The organism is Streptomyces sp. NPDC025833 (genome assembly GCF_055558055.1).
Genome location: NZ_JBVHNF010000009.1, coordinates 271,119 through 287,765, shown reverse-complemented (window position 1 = coordinate 287,765; position 16,647 = coordinate 271,119). Strand labels below are relative to the sequence as shown.

The 16,647-nt window shown below is 72.3% G+C and carries 18 protein-coding genes; 16 read left to right on the top strand and 2 right to left on the bottom strand.

The window, feature by feature from the left end:
* Window positions 1–6 precede the first annotated feature (6 nt).
* Window positions 7–1,710 (bottom strand): chitinase, encoded by a 1,704-nt coding sequence (locus tag ACZ4K2_RS18350; protein WP_467473936.1) that lies wholly within the window; start codon window positions 1,708–1,710, stop codon window positions 7–9.
* A gap of 338 nt (window positions 1,711–2,048) precedes the next feature.
* On the opposite strand from ACZ4K2_RS18350, the gene ACZ4K2_RS18345 reads away from it, so the two are divergent.
* The 14 genes from ACZ4K2_RS18345 (at window position 2,049) to ACZ4K2_RS18280 (ending at window position 13,477) form a co-directional block, all read left to right on the top strand.
* Window positions 2,049–2,894 carry a hypothetical protein gene (locus ACZ4K2_RS18345; RefSeq protein ID WP_467473934.1) on the top strand — a complete coding sequence of 282 codons (846 nt, stop codon included), beginning with the start codon at window positions 2,049–2,051 and terminating at the stop codon, window positions 2,892–2,894.
* 77 nt (window positions 2,895–2,971) lie between these two features.
* Complete coding sequence (gene cpaB / locus ACZ4K2_RS18340; RefSeq protein ID WP_467473932.1) at window positions 2,972–3,676, top strand: Flp pilus assembly protein CpaB; 705 nt, start codon at window positions 2,972–2,974, stop codon at window positions 3,674–3,676.
* A 9-nt stretch (window positions 3,677–3,685) separates the two neighbouring features.
* Window positions 3,686–4,924: an AAA family ATPase gene (locus ACZ4K2_RS18335; RefSeq protein ID WP_467473930.1), complete on the top strand. Its 1,239-nt coding sequence runs from the start codon at window positions 3,686–3,688 to the stop codon at window positions 4,922–4,924.
* Window positions 4,925–4,931: 7 nt separating this feature from the next.
* A complete protein-coding gene (locus tag ACZ4K2_RS18330; RefSeq protein ID WP_467473928.1) occupies window positions 4,932–5,312 on the top strand; it encodes a TadE family protein in 381 nt (126 codons plus the stop codon).
* A 1-nt stretch (window position 5,313) separates the two neighbouring features.
* The gene (locus ACZ4K2_RS18325) at window positions 5,314–5,655 is read left to right on the top strand and encodes a TadE/TadG family type IV pilus assembly protein (RefSeq protein WP_467473926.1); all 342 of its coding nucleotides are present in this window, start codon (window positions 5,314–5,316) and stop codon (window positions 5,653–5,655) included.
* Between the two features lie 16 nt (window positions 5,656–5,671).
* Window positions 5,672–7,009 carry a CpaF family protein gene (locus tag ACZ4K2_RS18320; RefSeq protein WP_467473925.1) on the top strand — a complete coding sequence of 446 codons (1,338 nt, stop codon included), beginning with the start codon at window positions 5,672–5,674 and terminating at the stop codon, window positions 7,007–7,009.
* A 7-nt stretch (window positions 7,010–7,016) separates the two neighbouring features.
* Window positions 7,017–7,961, top strand: coding sequence for a type II secretion system F family protein (locus tag ACZ4K2_RS18315; protein ID WP_467473923.1), 945 nt, complete (start codon window positions 7,017–7,019; stop codon window positions 7,959–7,961).
* 13 nt (window positions 7,962–7,974) lie between these two features.
* Window positions 7,975–8,862, top strand: coding sequence for a DUF5936 domain-containing protein (locus tag ACZ4K2_RS18310; RefSeq protein ID WP_467473921.1), 888 nt, complete (start codon window positions 7,975–7,977; stop codon window positions 8,860–8,862).
* 14 nt (window positions 8,863–8,876) lie between these two features.
* A complete protein-coding gene (locus ACZ4K2_RS18305; RefSeq protein WP_467474063.1) occupies window positions 8,877–10,520 on the top strand; it encodes a sensor histidine kinase in 1,644 nt (547 codons plus the stop codon).
* A gap of 11 nt (window positions 10,521–10,531) precedes the next feature.
* On the top strand, window positions 10,532–11,293 hold the full coding sequence (locus ACZ4K2_RS18300; RefSeq protein WP_467473919.1) for a response regulator: 762 nt from the start codon (window positions 10,532–10,534) through the stop codon (window positions 11,291–11,293).
* A gap of 113 nt (window positions 11,294–11,406) precedes the next feature.
* Complete coding sequence (locus ACZ4K2_RS18295) at window positions 11,407–11,604, top strand: Flp family type IVb pilin (protein WP_467473917.1); 198 nt, start codon at window positions 11,407–11,409, stop codon at window positions 11,602–11,604.
* Window positions 11,605–11,654: 50 nt separating this feature from the next.
* The gene (locus ACZ4K2_RS18290; RefSeq protein ID WP_467473915.1) at window positions 11,655–12,245 is read left to right on the top strand and encodes a pilus assembly protein TadG-related protein; all 591 of its coding nucleotides are present in this window, start codon (window positions 11,655–11,657) and stop codon (window positions 12,243–12,245) included.
* 31 nt (window positions 12,246–12,276) lie between these two features.
* Window positions 12,277–12,858, top strand: a complete 582-nt coding sequence (locus ACZ4K2_RS18285; RefSeq protein WP_467473913.1) for a hypothetical protein — start codon at window positions 12,277–12,279, stop codon at window positions 12,856–12,858.
* Between the two features lie 7 nt (window positions 12,859–12,865).
* Window positions 12,866–13,477, top strand: a complete 612-nt coding sequence (locus ACZ4K2_RS18280; RefSeq protein WP_467473912.1) for an OmpA family protein — start codon at window positions 12,866–12,868, stop codon at window positions 13,475–13,477.
* Between the two features lie 4 nt (window positions 13,478–13,481).
* On the opposite strand, the gene ACZ4K2_RS18275 is transcribed toward ACZ4K2_RS18280, so the two are convergent.
* A complete protein-coding gene (locus tag ACZ4K2_RS18275) occupies window positions 13,482–13,856 on the bottom strand; it encodes a DUF192 domain-containing protein (protein ID WP_467473911.1) in 375 nt (124 codons plus the stop codon).
* A gap of 271 nt (window positions 13,857–14,127) precedes the next feature.
* Between ACZ4K2_RS18275 and ACZ4K2_RS18270 the strand changes: the two genes are divergently transcribed.
* Window positions 14,128–14,916, top strand: coding sequence for a class I SAM-dependent methyltransferase (locus ACZ4K2_RS18270; RefSeq protein ID WP_467473909.1), 789 nt, complete (start codon window positions 14,128–14,130; stop codon window positions 14,914–14,916).
* A 782-nt stretch (window positions 14,917–15,698) separates the two neighbouring features.
* Complete coding sequence (locus tag ACZ4K2_RS18265; protein WP_467473907.1) at window positions 15,699–16,472, top strand: isoprenyl transferase; 774 nt, start codon at window positions 15,699–15,701, stop codon at window positions 16,470–16,472.
* Window positions 16,473–16,647 lie beyond the last annotated feature (175 nt).

Genomic DNA, 16,647 nt, shown 5'->3' with positions numbered 1-16,647 from the left:
GCGGGGTTACGGCAGCGAGTGCACCTTGGCACCCACCGGGGTGGACCACGCGTTGCCCGAGGCCGCGTCCCAGTTGGTGGACCAGGTCATCGCGCCCCGCAGGCCGGGGTAGGTCTTCGACGGCTTGAAGGAGCCGCAGTTGGTGCCGGCCGTCAGGCAGTCCAGGGCGGCGTTGACCACGGAGGGGGAGACGTAGCCGCCGCCCGCCGCACGCGTGGACGCCGGCACGCCGAGGCCCACCTGGGACGGGTCGAGGCCGCCCTCCAGCTGGATGCAGGCGAGGGCCGTCAGGAAGTCGACCGTGCCCTGGCTGTAGACCTTGCCGTCACAGCCCAGCATGGAACCGCTGTTGTAGTACTGCATGTTGACGACCGTGAGGATGTCCTTCACGTTCAGCGCGGTCTTGAAGTAACCGCCCTGCGTCGACTGCATGTCGATCGTCTGCGGCGCCATCGTGATGATCAACGACGGGCCCGCCTTCGCGGACAGGGCGCGCAGGGCCTGAGTCATGTAGGTGGGGTTGAGGCCGTTCTCCAGGTCGATGTCGACGCCGTCGAAGCCGTACGTCTGCATCAGCGAGTACACCGAGTTGGCGAAGTTCGTCGCCGAGCCGGAGTCGTTCACCGACACCGTGCCCTTCTCACCGCCGATGGAGATGATGACCTTCTTGCCCGCGGCCTGCTTGGCCTTGATGTCGGCCTTGAACTGGTCGACCGTGTAGCCGTTGAGGCCGGCCGTGTCCAGGTTGAAGGTGACGGCGCCCGGCGTCGACGTCGCGTCCGCGAAGGAGACCGCGATGATGTCGTAGGCGGAGGGCACGTCGGAGATCTTCTGGACCGTCGCGCCGTTGTTGAAGTTCTGCCAGTAGCCGGTCACGGCGTGCTTCGGCAGGGACCCGCCACCGTTGTTGCCACCCGAGTCCTTGGCCGTCGTGCCGGTGACCGCCGCCGACTTCGCCGACTCGCCGGCCGCGTTGGTCGCCGTCACCTGGAAGGTGTACGCGGTCGCCGCCGTCAGGCCGGTCACCGTCGCCGAGGCGCCGCTCACCGAGCTGACCTTGGTGCCGTCGCGGTAGACGTTGTAGCCCGTCGCGCCCGTCACCGACGACCAGGACAGGGAGACCGAGGTCGTCGTCGTGCCCGAGACCGCGAGGCCGGCGGGGGCCGCCGGGATCGTCGGGGCCGGCTCGCCGCTGCCCCCGCCGTCGGGGCCGAAGACCGAGACGTCGTCGACGTAGTAGGCCGGCTGGCCGTACCAGCCGTGGGTGTAGACCGAGACGGACGTCGTGGACGCGCCGGTCTTGAAGGTCGTCGTGAGCTGCTTCCAGGACGGGGCGTCGGCGGTCCAGGTGGAGACGTCCGTGGTGCCGGTCCCGGTCACGCCCAGGTAGGAGTAACCGCCCTGCACCCAGGCGCTCAGCGTGTACGTCGAGTTGGGCTTGACCGCCACCGACTGGGTGCACTGGGCGTTGTCCTGGCCGGCCGGGGTCGCCTTCAGGGCCGCGCTGCCGCCGTGGGCCGGGGAGGAGACCGTCGCGCCGGTGCCGCCGGAACAGGTCCAGCCGGTCAGGCCGGACTCGAAGCCGGCGTTCTTGACGTTGTTGACGTCCGCCGCGGACGCCGGGGTCGCGACGGCGAGGCCGGCGACCGAGAGGGCGAGGGCGGTGGTGGCGGACCACGTCGCGAGCCGTCGTCTGCGGGGTCTGGGCATGCCTGGTGCGCGGTCCACTGGAGCCTCCGGTGGGGAGTTGGCGGGGAGGGGGAGTAGACGGTGGCCACCGCTTGCCCTACAAGTTGGTCCAGACCAATCGGGGTGTCAAGAGGTACAGACCGAAACGGTCGCCGACCGACTGCTCAACCTGTCCGGGTTTGACGGGACTTGAACCGGGAGAGTTCCACACGGGCTTCACAAACGCTGTTCTCCGGCCATCCGGCCGTGGTTACAGTGCTCACGTAGTCACGCAATGAAGTCGTCCGGCGTTCGGTGGGTACCCGGTGGGCCGGACGGGTGTGAAGAGCGGGGAGCTGCGCGTGCCAACTGCCATTGCCGTGACCAGTGCCGACATGGCGCTGCCGGCGCAGGACGAACGGACCATGCCCGCCGTCGTGCTGGCCGGCCTCGACCGCAAGCCCCTCGACGAGGCGCTCACCGAACTCCACACCCTCACCGAGCAGTACGGCTACGTGGTCGTCGTCTGCTCACGGGCCACCCCGGAGCCGGTCGTACGGCGGCTGCACACGCTGCGCTCCCTGCTGGAGAGCGACCGCATCGCGCTGTTCCGGCCCGCCCTGCCGCCGCTCGGCATCGCCGTCCTGGCCCGGCAGCTGCGCCAGCTCGCCTCCTGCGACCTGAGCCCCGGGGTGCTCGCCTCCGCCGGCCGGCTGCTCACCCACTACATCCACGCCGGTGCCGTCCTCGGCTCCGTCGCCAAGCTCGACCGGGTCCCGGTCGGCCTGAAGGCGCACGCCAGGTCCTGGATGCCGGGCGGCCAGTTCGCCGTCCTCGCCCACCCCGAACCCCAGCTCGTCAAGGTCACGCCCGACGCCACCCTCAAGGGTCCCGAATTCAGCACCTGGATGCTCCTCGCCAAGGGGCAGTTGCAGAGCGACTGGGCGGCCGGCCTCGGCACCCGGTGGGGCGCGCACGGGCTGCGCGAGACACCGCTGCCCGCCGAGTCCGCGGCGTGGTGGGGAACCGGCCGCCTGATCGAGTTCTGCGGCTACCTCGCCGACCTCTCGGTCCTCTACCAACTCGTCACCTCCGTACGGCAGACCAGTTGCCACTGGTGCGGCCTCGACGTCATCGGCGACCGCTGCGTCTTCTGCTCCGCCACCCCGCCGCCCGCCCACGAACCCCCCGCGCCCCGCGCGCTGGAGCAACGCGCCCCCGCCTGACCGGCCCGGACGCGACATGCCCGGAGACGACCCTCACATCCCGCACGACCGATTCCCCCAATGAGGTTGCACGGTTCATGAACTCCCGTCAGCGCCGCGGCGTGCTACTCCTGATCCTGTCGGCCCTGTGCGCCCTGGGTGCGTTCGCCGGCGTGCTCTCCGTCGTCAAGGACGCCGATTCCAAGGTCGGGCCCCAGGTCGCCGCCTACCGGGTCAGGTCCGAGGTGAAGCCGTACACCGCGCTGGACACCGGCCAGTTCGAGAAGATCGAGATGCCCCGGCGGTGGCTGTCCGACAACGCCGTCACCGACCTCGGGCAGATCCGCGGCAAGATCGCCGTGACCACCCTGCGCCCGGGCTCCCTGCTCCAGACCGACATGATCGTGGACCAGCCCGCCCTCCAGCCCGGCCAGCAGGAGGTCGCCATCATGATCGACGCGGCGACCGGCGTGGCCGGCAAGATCACGCCCGGCTCACGCGTCAACGTCTACGCCACCTTCGAGGGCAAGAAGGACGCCGACCCCGACCAGTCGAAGATCATCGTGACCAACGCCCGGGTCCTCGACGTCGGCCAGATCACCGCCCTCGACCCGGACAAGGACCGCACCCAGCAGCCCACCGAGGCCGTCCCCATCACCTTCGCGCTGTCCACCATCGACGCCCAGCGCATCACCTACGCCGAGTCCTTCGCCCAGCGGGTCCGGCTCGCGCTGGTGGCGCCCGGCAGCGTGACCGGCGTCCCCGACAAGGACCGCACCTACGAACTCGCGACGGACAAGTGAGAGGCGGCCATGCCCACCAGGATCCTCCCGGCCGGCGCGGACCCGGACGCCGTCCGCTCCCTCACCACCCTGCTCAGCCAGCTCCCCGACGCCGAACCGCAGCCCCCGGTGACCGACTCCACCCAGCTCGTCGACCTGCTCGCCCGGCTCGCCGCCGAGTCGGTCGACGAACTGCCCGAGGTGGTCGTCGTCCACGAACGCATCGGCCCGGTCCCGGCCCTGGAGCTGATCCGCGAGGTCGCCCTGCGCTTCCCGGCCGTCGGCGTCATCCTCGTCACCGGCGACTTGGGCCCCGCCCTGTTCGCCGCCGCCATGGACTCCGGAGCCCGCGGCCTGGTCGCGCTCCCGCTGTCGTACGAGGAACTCGCCGGCCGCGTCCAGGCCGTCGCCCAGTGGTCGACGGGCGTACGACGGCACCTCGGGCACGGCGCCGAGGTCCTGCCCGGCGCCGGCGGCACCGTCGTCACGGTCAGCGGGGCCAAGGGCGGCGTCGGCGCGACCCTGGCCGCCGTCCAGCTCGCCCTCGCCGCCCAGGCCTCCGGCCGCGCCACCGCACTGGTCGACCTCGACCTCCAGAGCGGCGACATCGCCTCCTACCTCGACATCCAGTTCCGCCGGTCGGTGGCCGACCTCGCCGCCATCACCGACATCTCGCCCCGCGTCCTCGCCGACGCCGTCTTCCGCCACGACACCGGTCTCGCCCTGCTCCTCGCCCCCGGCGAGGGCGAACGCGGCGAGGAGGTGACCGACCGGGCCGCCCGCCAGCTCGTCAGCGCCCTGCGCTCGCGCTACGAGGTCGTCGTCGTCGACTGCGGCGCCCAGCTCGGCGGGGCCGGCGCGGCGGCCGTGGAGATGGCCGACACCGCGGTCCTGGTCACCACCCCGGACGTGATCGCCGTACGCGCCGCCAAACGCACCGTGCGGATGTGGGACCGGCTCCAGATCCGCAAGGCCGAGGAGACGACCGTCGTCGTCAACCGGCACTCCCGCAACACCGAGATCCAGCCCGCCCTGGTGCAGCGCATCACCGGCACCGCGCTGGCCCGCACGGCCGTACCCGCCAATTTCAAGGAACTCCAGGCGGTCGTGGACGCGGGACGGCTCCACGAACTCGACGCGAAGAGCACGGTGAAGCAGGCGCTGTGGGCACTCGCGGGGGAACTGGGCCTGGTCCGGGCCGCCGACACGGGGACCTCCCACCGGGGCGGCGGCCGGAGCGGGACCGGCCTGCGGCGGCGGAAGGAGTGAGGACGCGATGAGACGGCCGGACGGCGACCGCGGCCAGGTCAGCGTCGAGTTCCTCGGCATGACACCGCTGATCGTCCTGACCCTCGTGCTGATGTGGCAGGCCGTGCTGGTGGGGTACGCCTTCACCCTCGCCGGGAACGCCGCGGACGAGGGCGTGCGGGCGGGGACGGCCGCCCCGCGCGGGGAGCGGTACGCGGCGTGCCGGCAGGCCGCGCTGAAGCACCTGTCGGGGGCCTGGCAAGGGGGCGCGAGCGTGGAGCACTGCGAGGGCACGGGATACGTGACGGCCGACGTGGCCGTCAAGGTGCCCGTCCTCTTCCCCGGCTTCCTCGACTTCCCCGTCACCGTGCACGGCCACGCCGGTGCCGTGGAGGAGGCGAAGGACTGAGATGCCGTACCGCAGGAGACACGACCGGGGCCAGGTGGCCATCGAGTACCTGGGCTTCATCCCCGTCCTGCTCGTCGTCGGGCTGGCCGGCATCCAGATCGGTGCCGTCGCCTACGCCGCCGAACAGGCCGGTACGGCGGCCCGGGCCGGAGCGCGGGCCGCCTCCCTGGACCAGTCCTACGCCCAGGCGTGCGCGGACGCGGTGAGCAGCGTGCTCTCGGTGTCCTGCGAGGCCGCCGAGGGCGACGGCTCCGTCACCGTCACCGCGTCCGTCACCATCCCGAAGGTCCTCTGGAGCTTCGGCACCGCCACCAAGTCCGCCACCATGCCGCTCGACCACTGACCGAGGAGTCGCAGACATGAGCCTGCGGGCACGCATCAGCGCTCCGGAGGAGCACGCCGGCCGGGGCGAGGACGGCCACCTGGTCGCCTCCTACCGGGCCAAGCTGCTGGAGGAGATCGACCTCGCGGAGATGGGCCCGCTGGCCGCCGCCGAGCGCCGGGCACGGCTGGAGCGGGTGCTCGGGCACATCATCAGCCGCGAGGGCCCGGTGCTGTCGACCGTGGAGCGCTCCCAGCTCATCCGCCGGGTGGTGGACGAGGCACTCGGCCTCGGCATCCTCGAACCCCTGCTGGAGGACGCGTCCATCACCGAGATCATGGTGAACGGCCCCGACGCGGTGTTCGTGGAGCGCGGCGGCCGGGTCGAGCAACTGCCCCTGCGGTTCGCCTCGGCGGACCAGCTCATGCAGACCATCGAGCGGATCGTGTCGACGGTCAACCGTCGCGTCGACGAGTCCAACCCGATGGTGGACGCCCGGCTGCCCTCCGGCGAACGCGTCAACGTCATCATCCCGCCGCTGTCCCTGACCGGCCCCATCCTCACCATCCGCCGCTTCCCGCGCTCCTTCACCCTCCGGGAGCTGATCGGCTTCGGCTCGCTCGACGATCCCATGCTGCTGCTGCTCGCCGGTCTGGTGCAGGCCAAGTTCAACATCATCGTCTCGGGCGCGACCGGCACCGGCAAGACGACCCTGCTCAACGCCCTGTCCGGGCTGATCCCCGCGCACGAGCGCATCATCACCATCGAGGACTCCGCCGAACTCCAGCTCCAGCAGACCCACGTGGTCCGCCTGGAGTCCCGCCCGCCGAACGTGGAGGGCACCGGGCAGGTCACCATCCGCGACCTCGTCCGCAACTCGCTGCGCATGCGGCCGGACCGGATCGTCGTCGGCGAGGTCCGCGGCGGCGAGTCCCTGGACATGCTCCAGGCGATGTCCACCGGCCACGACGGATCGCTGGCCACCGTGCACGCCAACAGCGCCGAGGACGCCCTCACCCGGCTCCAGACCCTGGCCTCGATGTCCGAGGTCGAGGTGCCGTTCGTCGCGCTGCACGACCAGATCAACAGCGCCGTCGACGTCATCGTCCAGCTCACCCGGTTCGCCGACGGAGCCCGCCGGATCACGGAGATCGCCCTGCTCGACAGCCACGGCGGGGAGCCGTACCGGCTGGCCACCGCCGCCCGGTTCGAGGCCCGGCCCATGACCCCGGACGGCCGCGTCCACGGCGCCTTCGGGTACTTCCCGCTGCCCCGCCGTACCGCCGACCGCCTCCACATGGCGGGCCAGCCCCTCCCGCAGGCCTTCGGTGTCGCCCGCACCGCCGACCAGCTCGCCACCCGGGAAGCCAGGTAGACCGACCATGGAACGTCACACCCTCGTCCAGCTCACCCTCGGCGTGGCACTGCTGGCCTGCGTCCTGGCGGTGGCCGGCGTGCACGCCTACGCCGCCGGCCGGGCCCGGCGCGCCGCCCTCGTGGACCGCCTGGCCCACACCGGGGCCCCGCCGCCGGCCGGCCGCCGGCGCCGCTTCCAGGCCGTGGACCGGCGGCTGCGCCGCACCCGCCTCGGCCGCCGGCTGGAGCAGCGCCTCGCCGCCACCGGCCTGGACCTGACCCCGGGCGAGTTCTTCACGTACATGCTCGGCACGGTGGCCGCGCTCTGGCTGATCGGCCAGGCCACGCTGGCCCCCTTCTTCGGCCCGCTCGCCGGGCTCCTCGGCGTCTGGGCGGCCCTGCAGTTCCTCGCCTGGCAGCGGCAGAAACGCATCGAACGCTTCATCAACCAGCTCCCCGAACTGGCCCGCATTCTGGCCAACGCCACCCAGGCCGGCCTCGCCCTGCGCACCGCGATCGGCATGGCGGCGGAGGAACTGGAGGCCCCGGCCGGGCAGGAACTGGGCAAGGTGGCCGACCAGCTCGCCGTCGGCCACTCCCTGGAGGACGCGCTCGGCGAGCTGGCCCACCGCCTGCCCTCCCGCGAACTGGTCGTCCTCGTCACCACCCTGGTGCTGTCCAACCGCGCGGGCGGCCAAGTCGTCTCGGCGCTGCGCAACCTGACCGAGACCCTGGAGGAGCGCAAGGAGACCCGGCGCGAGATCCGCACCCAGCTCTCCCAGGTCACCATGACGTCGTACGCCGTCCCCGTCCTCGGCATCGGCGCGCTGTTCCTGATGAACGGGGTCAAGGACGGCGCACTGGACCGCATGACCGGCTCGCCGTTCGGCCAGGCGAGCGTGATCATCGCGTTCGCCCTGTACGCCGTCGGCTTCGTCCTCATCCGCCGCATGAGCCGGATCGACGTGTGAGGGAGGTGCCCCGATGGCATACCTGCTCGCCCTGCTGACGGGCCTCGGAGTGTGGGGCGTCTTCGCCGGCGTCCGCATGTACCGCGCGGACGCCAAGCTCCCCGCCGACCTCGCGGTCGCCCTGGAGGTCGGCGCCACCCGCACCGGCGCGGTCGGCTCGGTCGTCGACCGCCTGGGCATGCGCTACGCCCCGGCCGTGCTGCGCCTGATGGGGCCGCGCCTGGTGGCCAGGTACCGCAGGAAGATCGACCTCGCGGGCAACCCGGGCGGCCTGACCATCGACCGCTACGCCGCCCGCCGCGCGGTCTACGGTGCCCTCGGCGGCGTCGGCTTCCTGGTCTTCCTGCTCCGCGGGCAGTGGTTCGTGGCCCTGCTCCTGCTCGCCTTCGGCGCGTTCTGGACGGAGGTCGGCATCTGGTCGGCGATCCGGGTCCGCAAGGACGTCATCGAGCGCACGCTGCCGGACTTCCTGGACGTGCTGGCCGTCGTGGTCGGCGCGGGGCTCGGCTTCCGCCAGGCCCTGGACCGGGTCGCCTCCCACTACGAGGGCCCGTGGGCCGACGAACTGCGCATCACCCTGCGCCAGATGGACCTCGGCATGAGCCGCCGCCAGGCCTTCGCGGAGTTGCGGCGGCGCAACGAATCGGAGCAGGTGGCGATGTTCGTGACGGCGCTGCAGCAGGGCGAGGAGCTGGGAGCCCCGATCGTGGACACCCTGGTCTCCCTGGCCAAGGACATGCGCCGCACCGACGCGCAGAACGCCCGCCGCAAGGCCGCGCGCGCGGTGCCCAAGGCCACGCTGATGATCACCACCTTCATGGTCCCGGCGACGATGCTCCTGCTGGGCGCGGGCCTGCTGCTGGGCTCCGGGGTGGACTTCGGCACCCTCACGGGGGAGTGAGGACCGGCGTGACGATGACGGGACCGGCGGAACTGACGGGCACCGGGTACGGGCGGCGGGCGCCGGCCGCGCGTCCCGGCGGCCGGCCGCGGGACCGGGCCAGGCCGGCGGCGGAGGCGGCGGCCCGCACCGGAACGCGGGCGGGGCGCCTCGGCGGCACACGTCCCGGCGGCCGGCCGCGGCGGACGGGGGCGGGGAAGGACGAGGGGACGGGGCGAGCGCGGCTCCTCGGCCGGCTGCGGCGGGTGCGGGAGGCGAGGGGGGCAACGCGGCCCGGTTCCTGGCTGCGGCGGGCGGGGGAGACGGCGGGGGGAGCGCGGCTCGGTTCCTGGCTGCGGCGGGCGGGCGGCCGGTCCGCGCGTCAGCCGGCGTCCCCGGCCGGACCCTCGGAGAAGCTCCAGGTCCGGGCCCTGCAGGCGATGTGCCGCCAGGTCTTCGGCTTCCGGCTGGCGATGATCGTCGTGTCGGCCCCCGCCGCGCTGCTGGGCGCGGCCCCCGGCCTGGGCGTCCGCCTCGTCGGCGCGGCCGTGGTCGTCACCTTCATGGTGTCCTACGTCCTCTTCCGGGACTGGGAGCGCTTCGGCCCCCTCCTGCTGCGCCACCCCGCACTGCTGGCCGCCGACACCCTCTTCGGCTCCTTCCTGCTGGTCTCGGCGGGCCCGGACACCACGCTCGCCTACGTCGGCGTCTGCACCCCGCTGCTGGCCGGTCTGCTCTACAGCTGGCGCGGCGCGGCCTGCTTCGCCTCCGTCCAGGCGCTGGTGCTGCTGCTGGTCCACGCCACCCTGAAGGCGGACCGGCAGGCGACCGTCGCCGAGGCCCTGCTGCTGCCCGGGCTGTGCGTCATCGCCGGTGCCATGGGCTCCACCCTGCGCAACCTGATGCTCCGCTTCGGCGCCGCGACCCAGGCCCTGACGGCGACGCGGGCACGGCTCGCGGCGGCGGAGGCGGTGAGCGCGGAACGCGCCCGGCTGGCCCGCGAGATGCACGACTCCCTGGCGAAGACCCTGTACGGCGTCGCCCTGGCGGCGGACGGACTGGCGGCCACCGCCTCGGCCGGCGTCCCGGATCCCGGCCGGATCAGACAGCAGGCGGAACTGGTGTCCCGCTCGGCGCGCAGGGCCGCGGCGGAGTCCCGGGAACTGCTGACGGACCTGCGGCAGGACCGGCCGGAGAACACCCCGCTGTGGCCGCGACTGGCCGCTCAGGCGCAGGCGTTCACCGGCCGCACGGGCCTCCCGGTCGTCTGCCACTGGAAGGACGCGGACCCGCTCCCGCCCCTCCCGTCCCGCGTGGCGCGGCACGTGCTGTCCGTCGTGGCGGAGGCACTGGAGAACGCCCACCGCCACGCGTCCGCGACCCGGGTGGACGTACGGGCGGTGGTCGACGGCCGGCTGCTCGGCCTCATGGTCCACGACGACGGCACCGGGCTGCCGGCGGGCACGACCCTGGAAGGGCTCCGCGCGTCCGGCCACTTCGGCCTGCTCGGCATGGTCGAACGGGCCGCCCAGGCGGGCGCCCGCATCCGGGTGGGCAGGGGCGCCCACGAACGGGGCACGGAGGTACGCCTGGACATCCCCCTCCCACCGCCCGGCCCCGACTGCGATCCCGACTCCGATCCCGACTCCGATCCCGACTTCGGGTTCCCGACAGCCTGAGAGGAGGCACCGTGCGGCCATCGCACAGCGTCCCCCGGCCGGACTTCCCCCCGGCGGCGGCGCCCCCGCCGTTGCGGCTGCTGGTCGCGGACGACAATCCGGTCGTCCGCGCCGGTCTGACGGCTCTGCTGACGGACCGTCCGGAGACCACGGTGGTGGCGGAGGCGGCGGACGGCCGCGAGGCGTACGAGGCGGCGCTCCGGCACCGGCCGGACGTCATCCTCCTCGACGTCCGCATGCCCGGGGTCGACGGAATCACGGCGTTGCCCCACCTGGTGCGGCTGGCCCCCGTCATGATGCTCACCTACAGCCATGAGGCGGAGACCGTTCGTGAGGCGCTGCGACTGGGGGCGGGGGGATATCTGGTGCACGGCGAGTTCACGACGGAGCAGCTCGTGCGGGCGGTGCGGGACGTGGGGGAGGGACGGCCGCATGTCACCCCCGGCGCGACGAGGGCGTTACTGACATCCCTGCGGGGCGATGCACCTGCACACATCGGCGTCAACTCCCCGGAATCCGCCTCGGATTCATATCCTCATACTCTTTCGCAACTGCAACCTTCTGTGGGACAGTCGTTCCGCTCGCGGTACCGGCTGAGTACGAGGGAGGCGGAGATCATGGACCTCATCGCGTCCGGCATGACCAACCAGCAGATCGCCGCCGCCTGCTTCATCAGCGAGAAGACCGTCAAGAACCACATCAACCGCATCTTCGCCAAACTCGACACCACGACGAGGTCCCAGGCGACGGCGAAGTGGCTGGGGGTGGCGTGAGATGACGACCCGACGGATCCAATGGGCCCGCGATTGGGCCCTGGGACCCTCCCTCGGGCGCCGCGCCCCCGCATACGTTGCCCAGGTCGGAGGCGAACCCGGAGGGGACCACCATGAGCAACTGGTTCAACACCACCGTTGCGTACCTTCAGGCCCGCGTCGCGCGCGGCGACAAGGGGCAGACCGCGGTGGAGTACCTCGGCATCATCGCGGTGGTCGTGGCGATCGTGCTGGCGATCACGGGTACGAGCATCGGGCAGACCATCTTCGACGCGATCAGGAACAAGATCAGCGAGGTCACCGGCGGCTGAACCGCCGACTTCGGGACTCAGGGCAGGCCTTCCCCATCTACCTCACGGTGGTGGCGGGCCTGCTCTTTCTCGCGTTGGTCTATCTGGCGGTGGGCCAGGCGGCGGTGAACCGGAGCAGCGCGCAGACGGCGGCGGACGCCGCTGCGCTGGCGGCGGCCCAGAAGACGCGTGACCAACTCGCGGGCATGTGGGCGGCCGACCTGGACGATCCCTCCAAGTGGTGGGCCATCTTCCACGGGGAGGGCGCCGACGACTCGTGCTGGCGCGCCGACCAGCTCGCCGCCCAGAACGATGCGACGGTGGAATGTGTCTTCGAACCGCCGCTCAGTTACGCGGTCGACGCCAAGACGATCAAGCCCGTCGGCGACTCCATCGTGCCCGGTACGGAGAGCAGGCACTCCCGGGCGCGCGCGATCGCCGTGATCGAGCCGCTCTGCACGTTCCCGCCGCCCGCCGACGACGCCGAGAACGCCGACGACGCCGACGACGCCGAGAACGCCGACGAGGACAAGAACGCCGGGGACGACGCGTTGCCCCCACTCACCTGCGATGACGACAAGGTCTGGAATCTGGACCCGGACGACTCGACGGGACTGCCGAAGCCCGAGGACCTCTTCGACGTCCACCTGGCCGACTCATGAGCGAACGATCGACGACGAAGGAAGCGGAGCGATGAGCATTCGGTTCACTGCGAAAGCCCGTAGGGGGATGGTCGCATTGACCGTTGTGGCTGGTCTGGCCGCCGGTGCGGCCGGTTGTGGCGGCAGTGGCGGCGACGACAAGAAGCCGGAGCGTTCCGCGTCCGCCCCCGGTTCGAACGGCTCCGACCCGAGCGCCCAGGAAGGGCAGTCGGGCGAGCCGCTGGCCGAGCTGAAGGGGTCGGACGGACTGCTGCTCCAGATCACCTCCGCGCAGCGGGATTCCGGTGGCTTCATCACCGTGAACGGCACGTTGAAGAACGACGGGGCCAAGGATCTGCTCATTCCGGCCGCGCTCAGCGGCAACGAAACCGAGATCACCAAGAACGGCCCGTCGCTCGGTGGGGCCACCCTCGTCGACTCGCAGGGCAAGAAGCGCTACTACGTGCTGCGCGACACGGAGGGCCGCCCGCTCACCACGACCGGGCTGAACATGCTCAAGGGCGGGCAGACGCTGCCGGTCTTCATGCAGTTTCCCGCTCCGCCGACCGACGTCACCGAGGTGACTCTCCAACTGCCCACCCTCTCCAGCGCCACCGTCAAGATCTCCGGGTGAGGCCGAAGTGACCACCTCCCGACTCGCCGTGGCGCTGGCCGTCACGTTCCTGCTCGCCGCCACCCCGGCGCACGCCGACGACACCGCCCCCAGCCGTCCCCCCGGCACCGAACCCACCGCCACCGCCCCCGTCGAGGTCGACCCCACCGACCCCGACCTCAAGCTTCCCGAAGGGGCCACGCTCGCCGGGGCCAAGGTGCTGGACATCAAGTCCGTCGTCGAGGACCAGAGCGGGGACGAGCGGCGTGAGGACACCAACGCCGACGTGACCTTCGCCCTCCAGGCCGAGGTGCTGTTCGGCAAGGACAGCGCCCGGCTCGGTGAGGAGGCGAGGGCCCGCATCACCGTCATCGCCGAGGAGATCAGGAAGCAGAACGCGTCCCGGGTCCGCGTCTTCGGGTTCACCGACGACCTCGGCACCTCCGCCCACGGCGACGTCCTCTCCCGGCAGCGCGCCAACGCCGTACAGGCCGTCCTCGACCAGGACCTGAACTCCCCGGCCGTCGTCTTCGACGTCCGCGGCTACGGCGAGCAGTACCCGATCGCCGACAACTCCACGGAGGAGGGCCGGCGCAAGAACCGGCGCGTCGAGGTGTCCTTCCCCCGCACCCAGCGGTGAGGCCTCAGGGGGCCGTCTCCACCTCCACCCGTATTCCCGGCCGGATCCCCCACCCCGCCATCGCCCCGGCCGCCGACTCCAGCACGTGCCGGGCCCGCGGGCGGGGCAGGCCCAGGCGGCCCGGGCGCATCGTGCGGACGGCGACGACGGTGAGCCGCCGGTCCAGGTAGGCCACGTCGATCGGAACGCGCATCCCGATCGTGTGCACCCCGCTCGCCGGTGACAGCAGGAGCGCCCCGGCCACCGCGTCCCGGCCCAGGAGCCCCTTCGTCCGCGCCCGGTAGGAGGCCGCGATCTCCAGGGGGACGGCTTGAGCGGGCGGCTCTCCGTCGTCCGCCCGTACGATCAGCCGTCCCCGCCCGTCCCGCCAGCGCCCCATGTCCCGTCCTCCCCGCGCACACGCACCGCGCACCGCCGTCCGGCCAGGCCACGGCGCGCCCGCGCCCGCGCCGGCCCGTCCCGCCTCCTGCCCCTGGCACCAGGAAGCGTGTCATGACGGGACCCGGCGCCGTGTGGTGTTGCGCCCACGGGTTCCCTGCGGCACGGCCACCACCGCGCTCACGCGAACCGGCCGGGGGGTACCGGGCGCCCCCGGCCTCCACCCGGCGCCCGTCAAGACGCGGTCCCGGCGGCCCTGCGATCATGGGGGGATGACTGCGCACCGCACCTTCGAGGAGCTCGTGGCCGAGGGGGTCGCCGTGCCCACCGAGGGGTGGGACTTCTCGTGGTTCGAGGGGCGGGCCACCGAGGAGCGGCCGTCGTGGGGGTACGCCCGGTCGGCGGGGGAGCGGCTGGCCCGGGCCGGGGCCGCGCTCGACATCCAGACCGGGGGCGGGGAGGTGCTGGACTTCGCGCTGGGCCGGGCCGAGCCGGCCCGGCCGCTGCTCGTCGCGGCGACCGAGGGCTGGCCGCCGAACGTCGCGAAGGCCACCGCGCTGCTCCGGCCGCGCGGGGTCGTCGTGGTCGCCGCCCCGGACGACGCGCCGCTGCCCTTCGCGGACGAGGCGTTCGACCTGGTGCTCAGCCGGCACCCGGTGCGCCCGCACTGGGGCGAGATCGCCCGGGTGCTGCGGCCGGGCGGCACCTACTTCGCCCAGCACGTGGGGCCGGGCAGCGTCTTCGAGCTGGTGGAGTACTTCCTCGGGCCGCAGCCGGAGGAGGTGCGCCGCGCCCGTGACCCCGAGCGGGAGCGGGCCGACGCCGAGGCGGCGGGGCTGGAGGTCGCCGGGCTGCGGGCGGAGCGGCTGCGGATGGAGTTCCACGACATCGCCGCCGTGGTCCACTTCCTGCGCAAGGTCGTCTGGATGGTGCCGGGTTTCACGGTCGAGGCGTACGGGTCCCGGCTCCGGGAACTCCACGAACGGATCGTGGAAGAGGGCCCGTTCGTCGCGCACAGCGCCCGGCATCTCTTCGACGTGCGGAAGCCCGTCCGCCACTGACCGGAAAACCGGCGGACCGGGGGATAGCGGTGCGTTTCCCCGCCTCCTCGCGGATATCGCGGGATTTCCCCAGGGGTTCTCCCGGGGTTTCCACATTGTTATCCACTCGGGTCCCAGGGGCCTCATCCGCCTCATTGGTTCAGACCAAAGTGATTCCCGTCGGCAAAGCCGCGCGGCCGGCATCCGGCGGAGGCGGGGCGCGCCGTGCCGTGGGGCCGGTCGGCGGCGGCCCGCGACCGGAGCGGACAGGTCAAGCCGCCGGTCGCCGGTCGGGTAGCCCGTCGGGGGGACCCCGGTCCGGCGCGCCGAAGTGCCCCGGGACGGCGTAATCCTTGGGAATCCCCGAGCGTCCGGCCGGATTTCCCTGGGAATCCGCTGTGAATGGGCCGCCGGGGGCATCCGAACGCCGTATTCCGCGAGCGGCGGGGCGTTGCCGGGTGATTTCGGAGAGTAGTTGCGGCACGCCGATGCACCCACCATCACTTACGAAGGGTTATGGTGGAAACCCCCCCTCGGGCCGGTCCGTCTCCCCCCCACGGACCGGCCCGTTTTTCTTGCCCCGGCCCGGAACCGCCGGGGCGGGGGTCGCGTCCCTTTCCTGGGCGCGTGCCGTGTGGGATTGCGGCCGTGCCGCCCGGGCGGGAGCGGCCTCCGGAACCCCGGTCCCGGCGGCGGGCCGCACGCCCCCCGACCCCAAACCCCGGGCCGGAACCAGGCCTCCGGCAGCGGTAGGCTCAACGGCTCCGGCACCCAAACCCCTCGCCAAACCCCCGGAGGGTCACGTGAACCTGCGCGACAAGCTGCGCGGCCTGCTCGTCAGGCTCTACGCGCGCCGGGTGGAAGGCCACCTGGACCACGCTCAGGTGCCCAAGCACATCGGCGTCATCATGGACGGCAACCGCCGCTGGGCGAAGGCCTCCGGCTCCACCACCGTCCACGGTCACCGGGCCGGTGCCGAGAAGATCGAGGAGTTCCTCGGCTGGTGCAGCGAGACCGACGTCGAGGTTGTCACCCTGTGGCTGCTGTCCACCGACAACTTCGACCGCCCGCAGGACGAGCTCGTCCCGCTGCTCGGCATCATCGAGGACGTCGTCCGCACCCTCGCCACCGACGGCCGCTGGCGCGTGCACCACGTCGGCACGCCGGACCTGCTGCCCTCGCAGATGCAGACGGCGCTGAAGGAGGCCGAGGAGGCCACCTCCCACATCGACGGCATACTCGTGAACGTCGCCATCGGCTACGGCGGCCGGCAGGAGATCGCCGACGCCGTCCGCTCCATGCTGCACGACGCGCAGGACAGGGGCGTGTCGATGGAGGACCTCGCCGATTCCGTCGACGTCGAGATGATCGGCCGTCACCTCTACACCGGCGCCCAGCCCGACCCGGACCTCGTGATCCGCACCAGCGGTGAGCAGCGGCTGTCCGGATTCATGCTCTGGCAGACCGCCCACTCCGAGTACTACTTCTGCGAGGTCTTCTGGCCCGCCTTCCGCAAGGTGGACTTCCTGCGCGCCCTGCGTGACTACGCCGCACGTCACCGCCGCTACGGCGGCTGAGCCGGCCGGCCCCGTCCGGCGCCCCCGGGTGGCAGGGCATTGCTTCTGCCCCGATTCTGGAAGGCGTAACAAGGAGTTCACCGACGCGCTGTTGGCAGCATTCGCATGGCCGCGGGTGTTCGAGGGCATAGACCAGACAGGTCGACACCCGAACCACGGGCGTCGGATCTCAGCG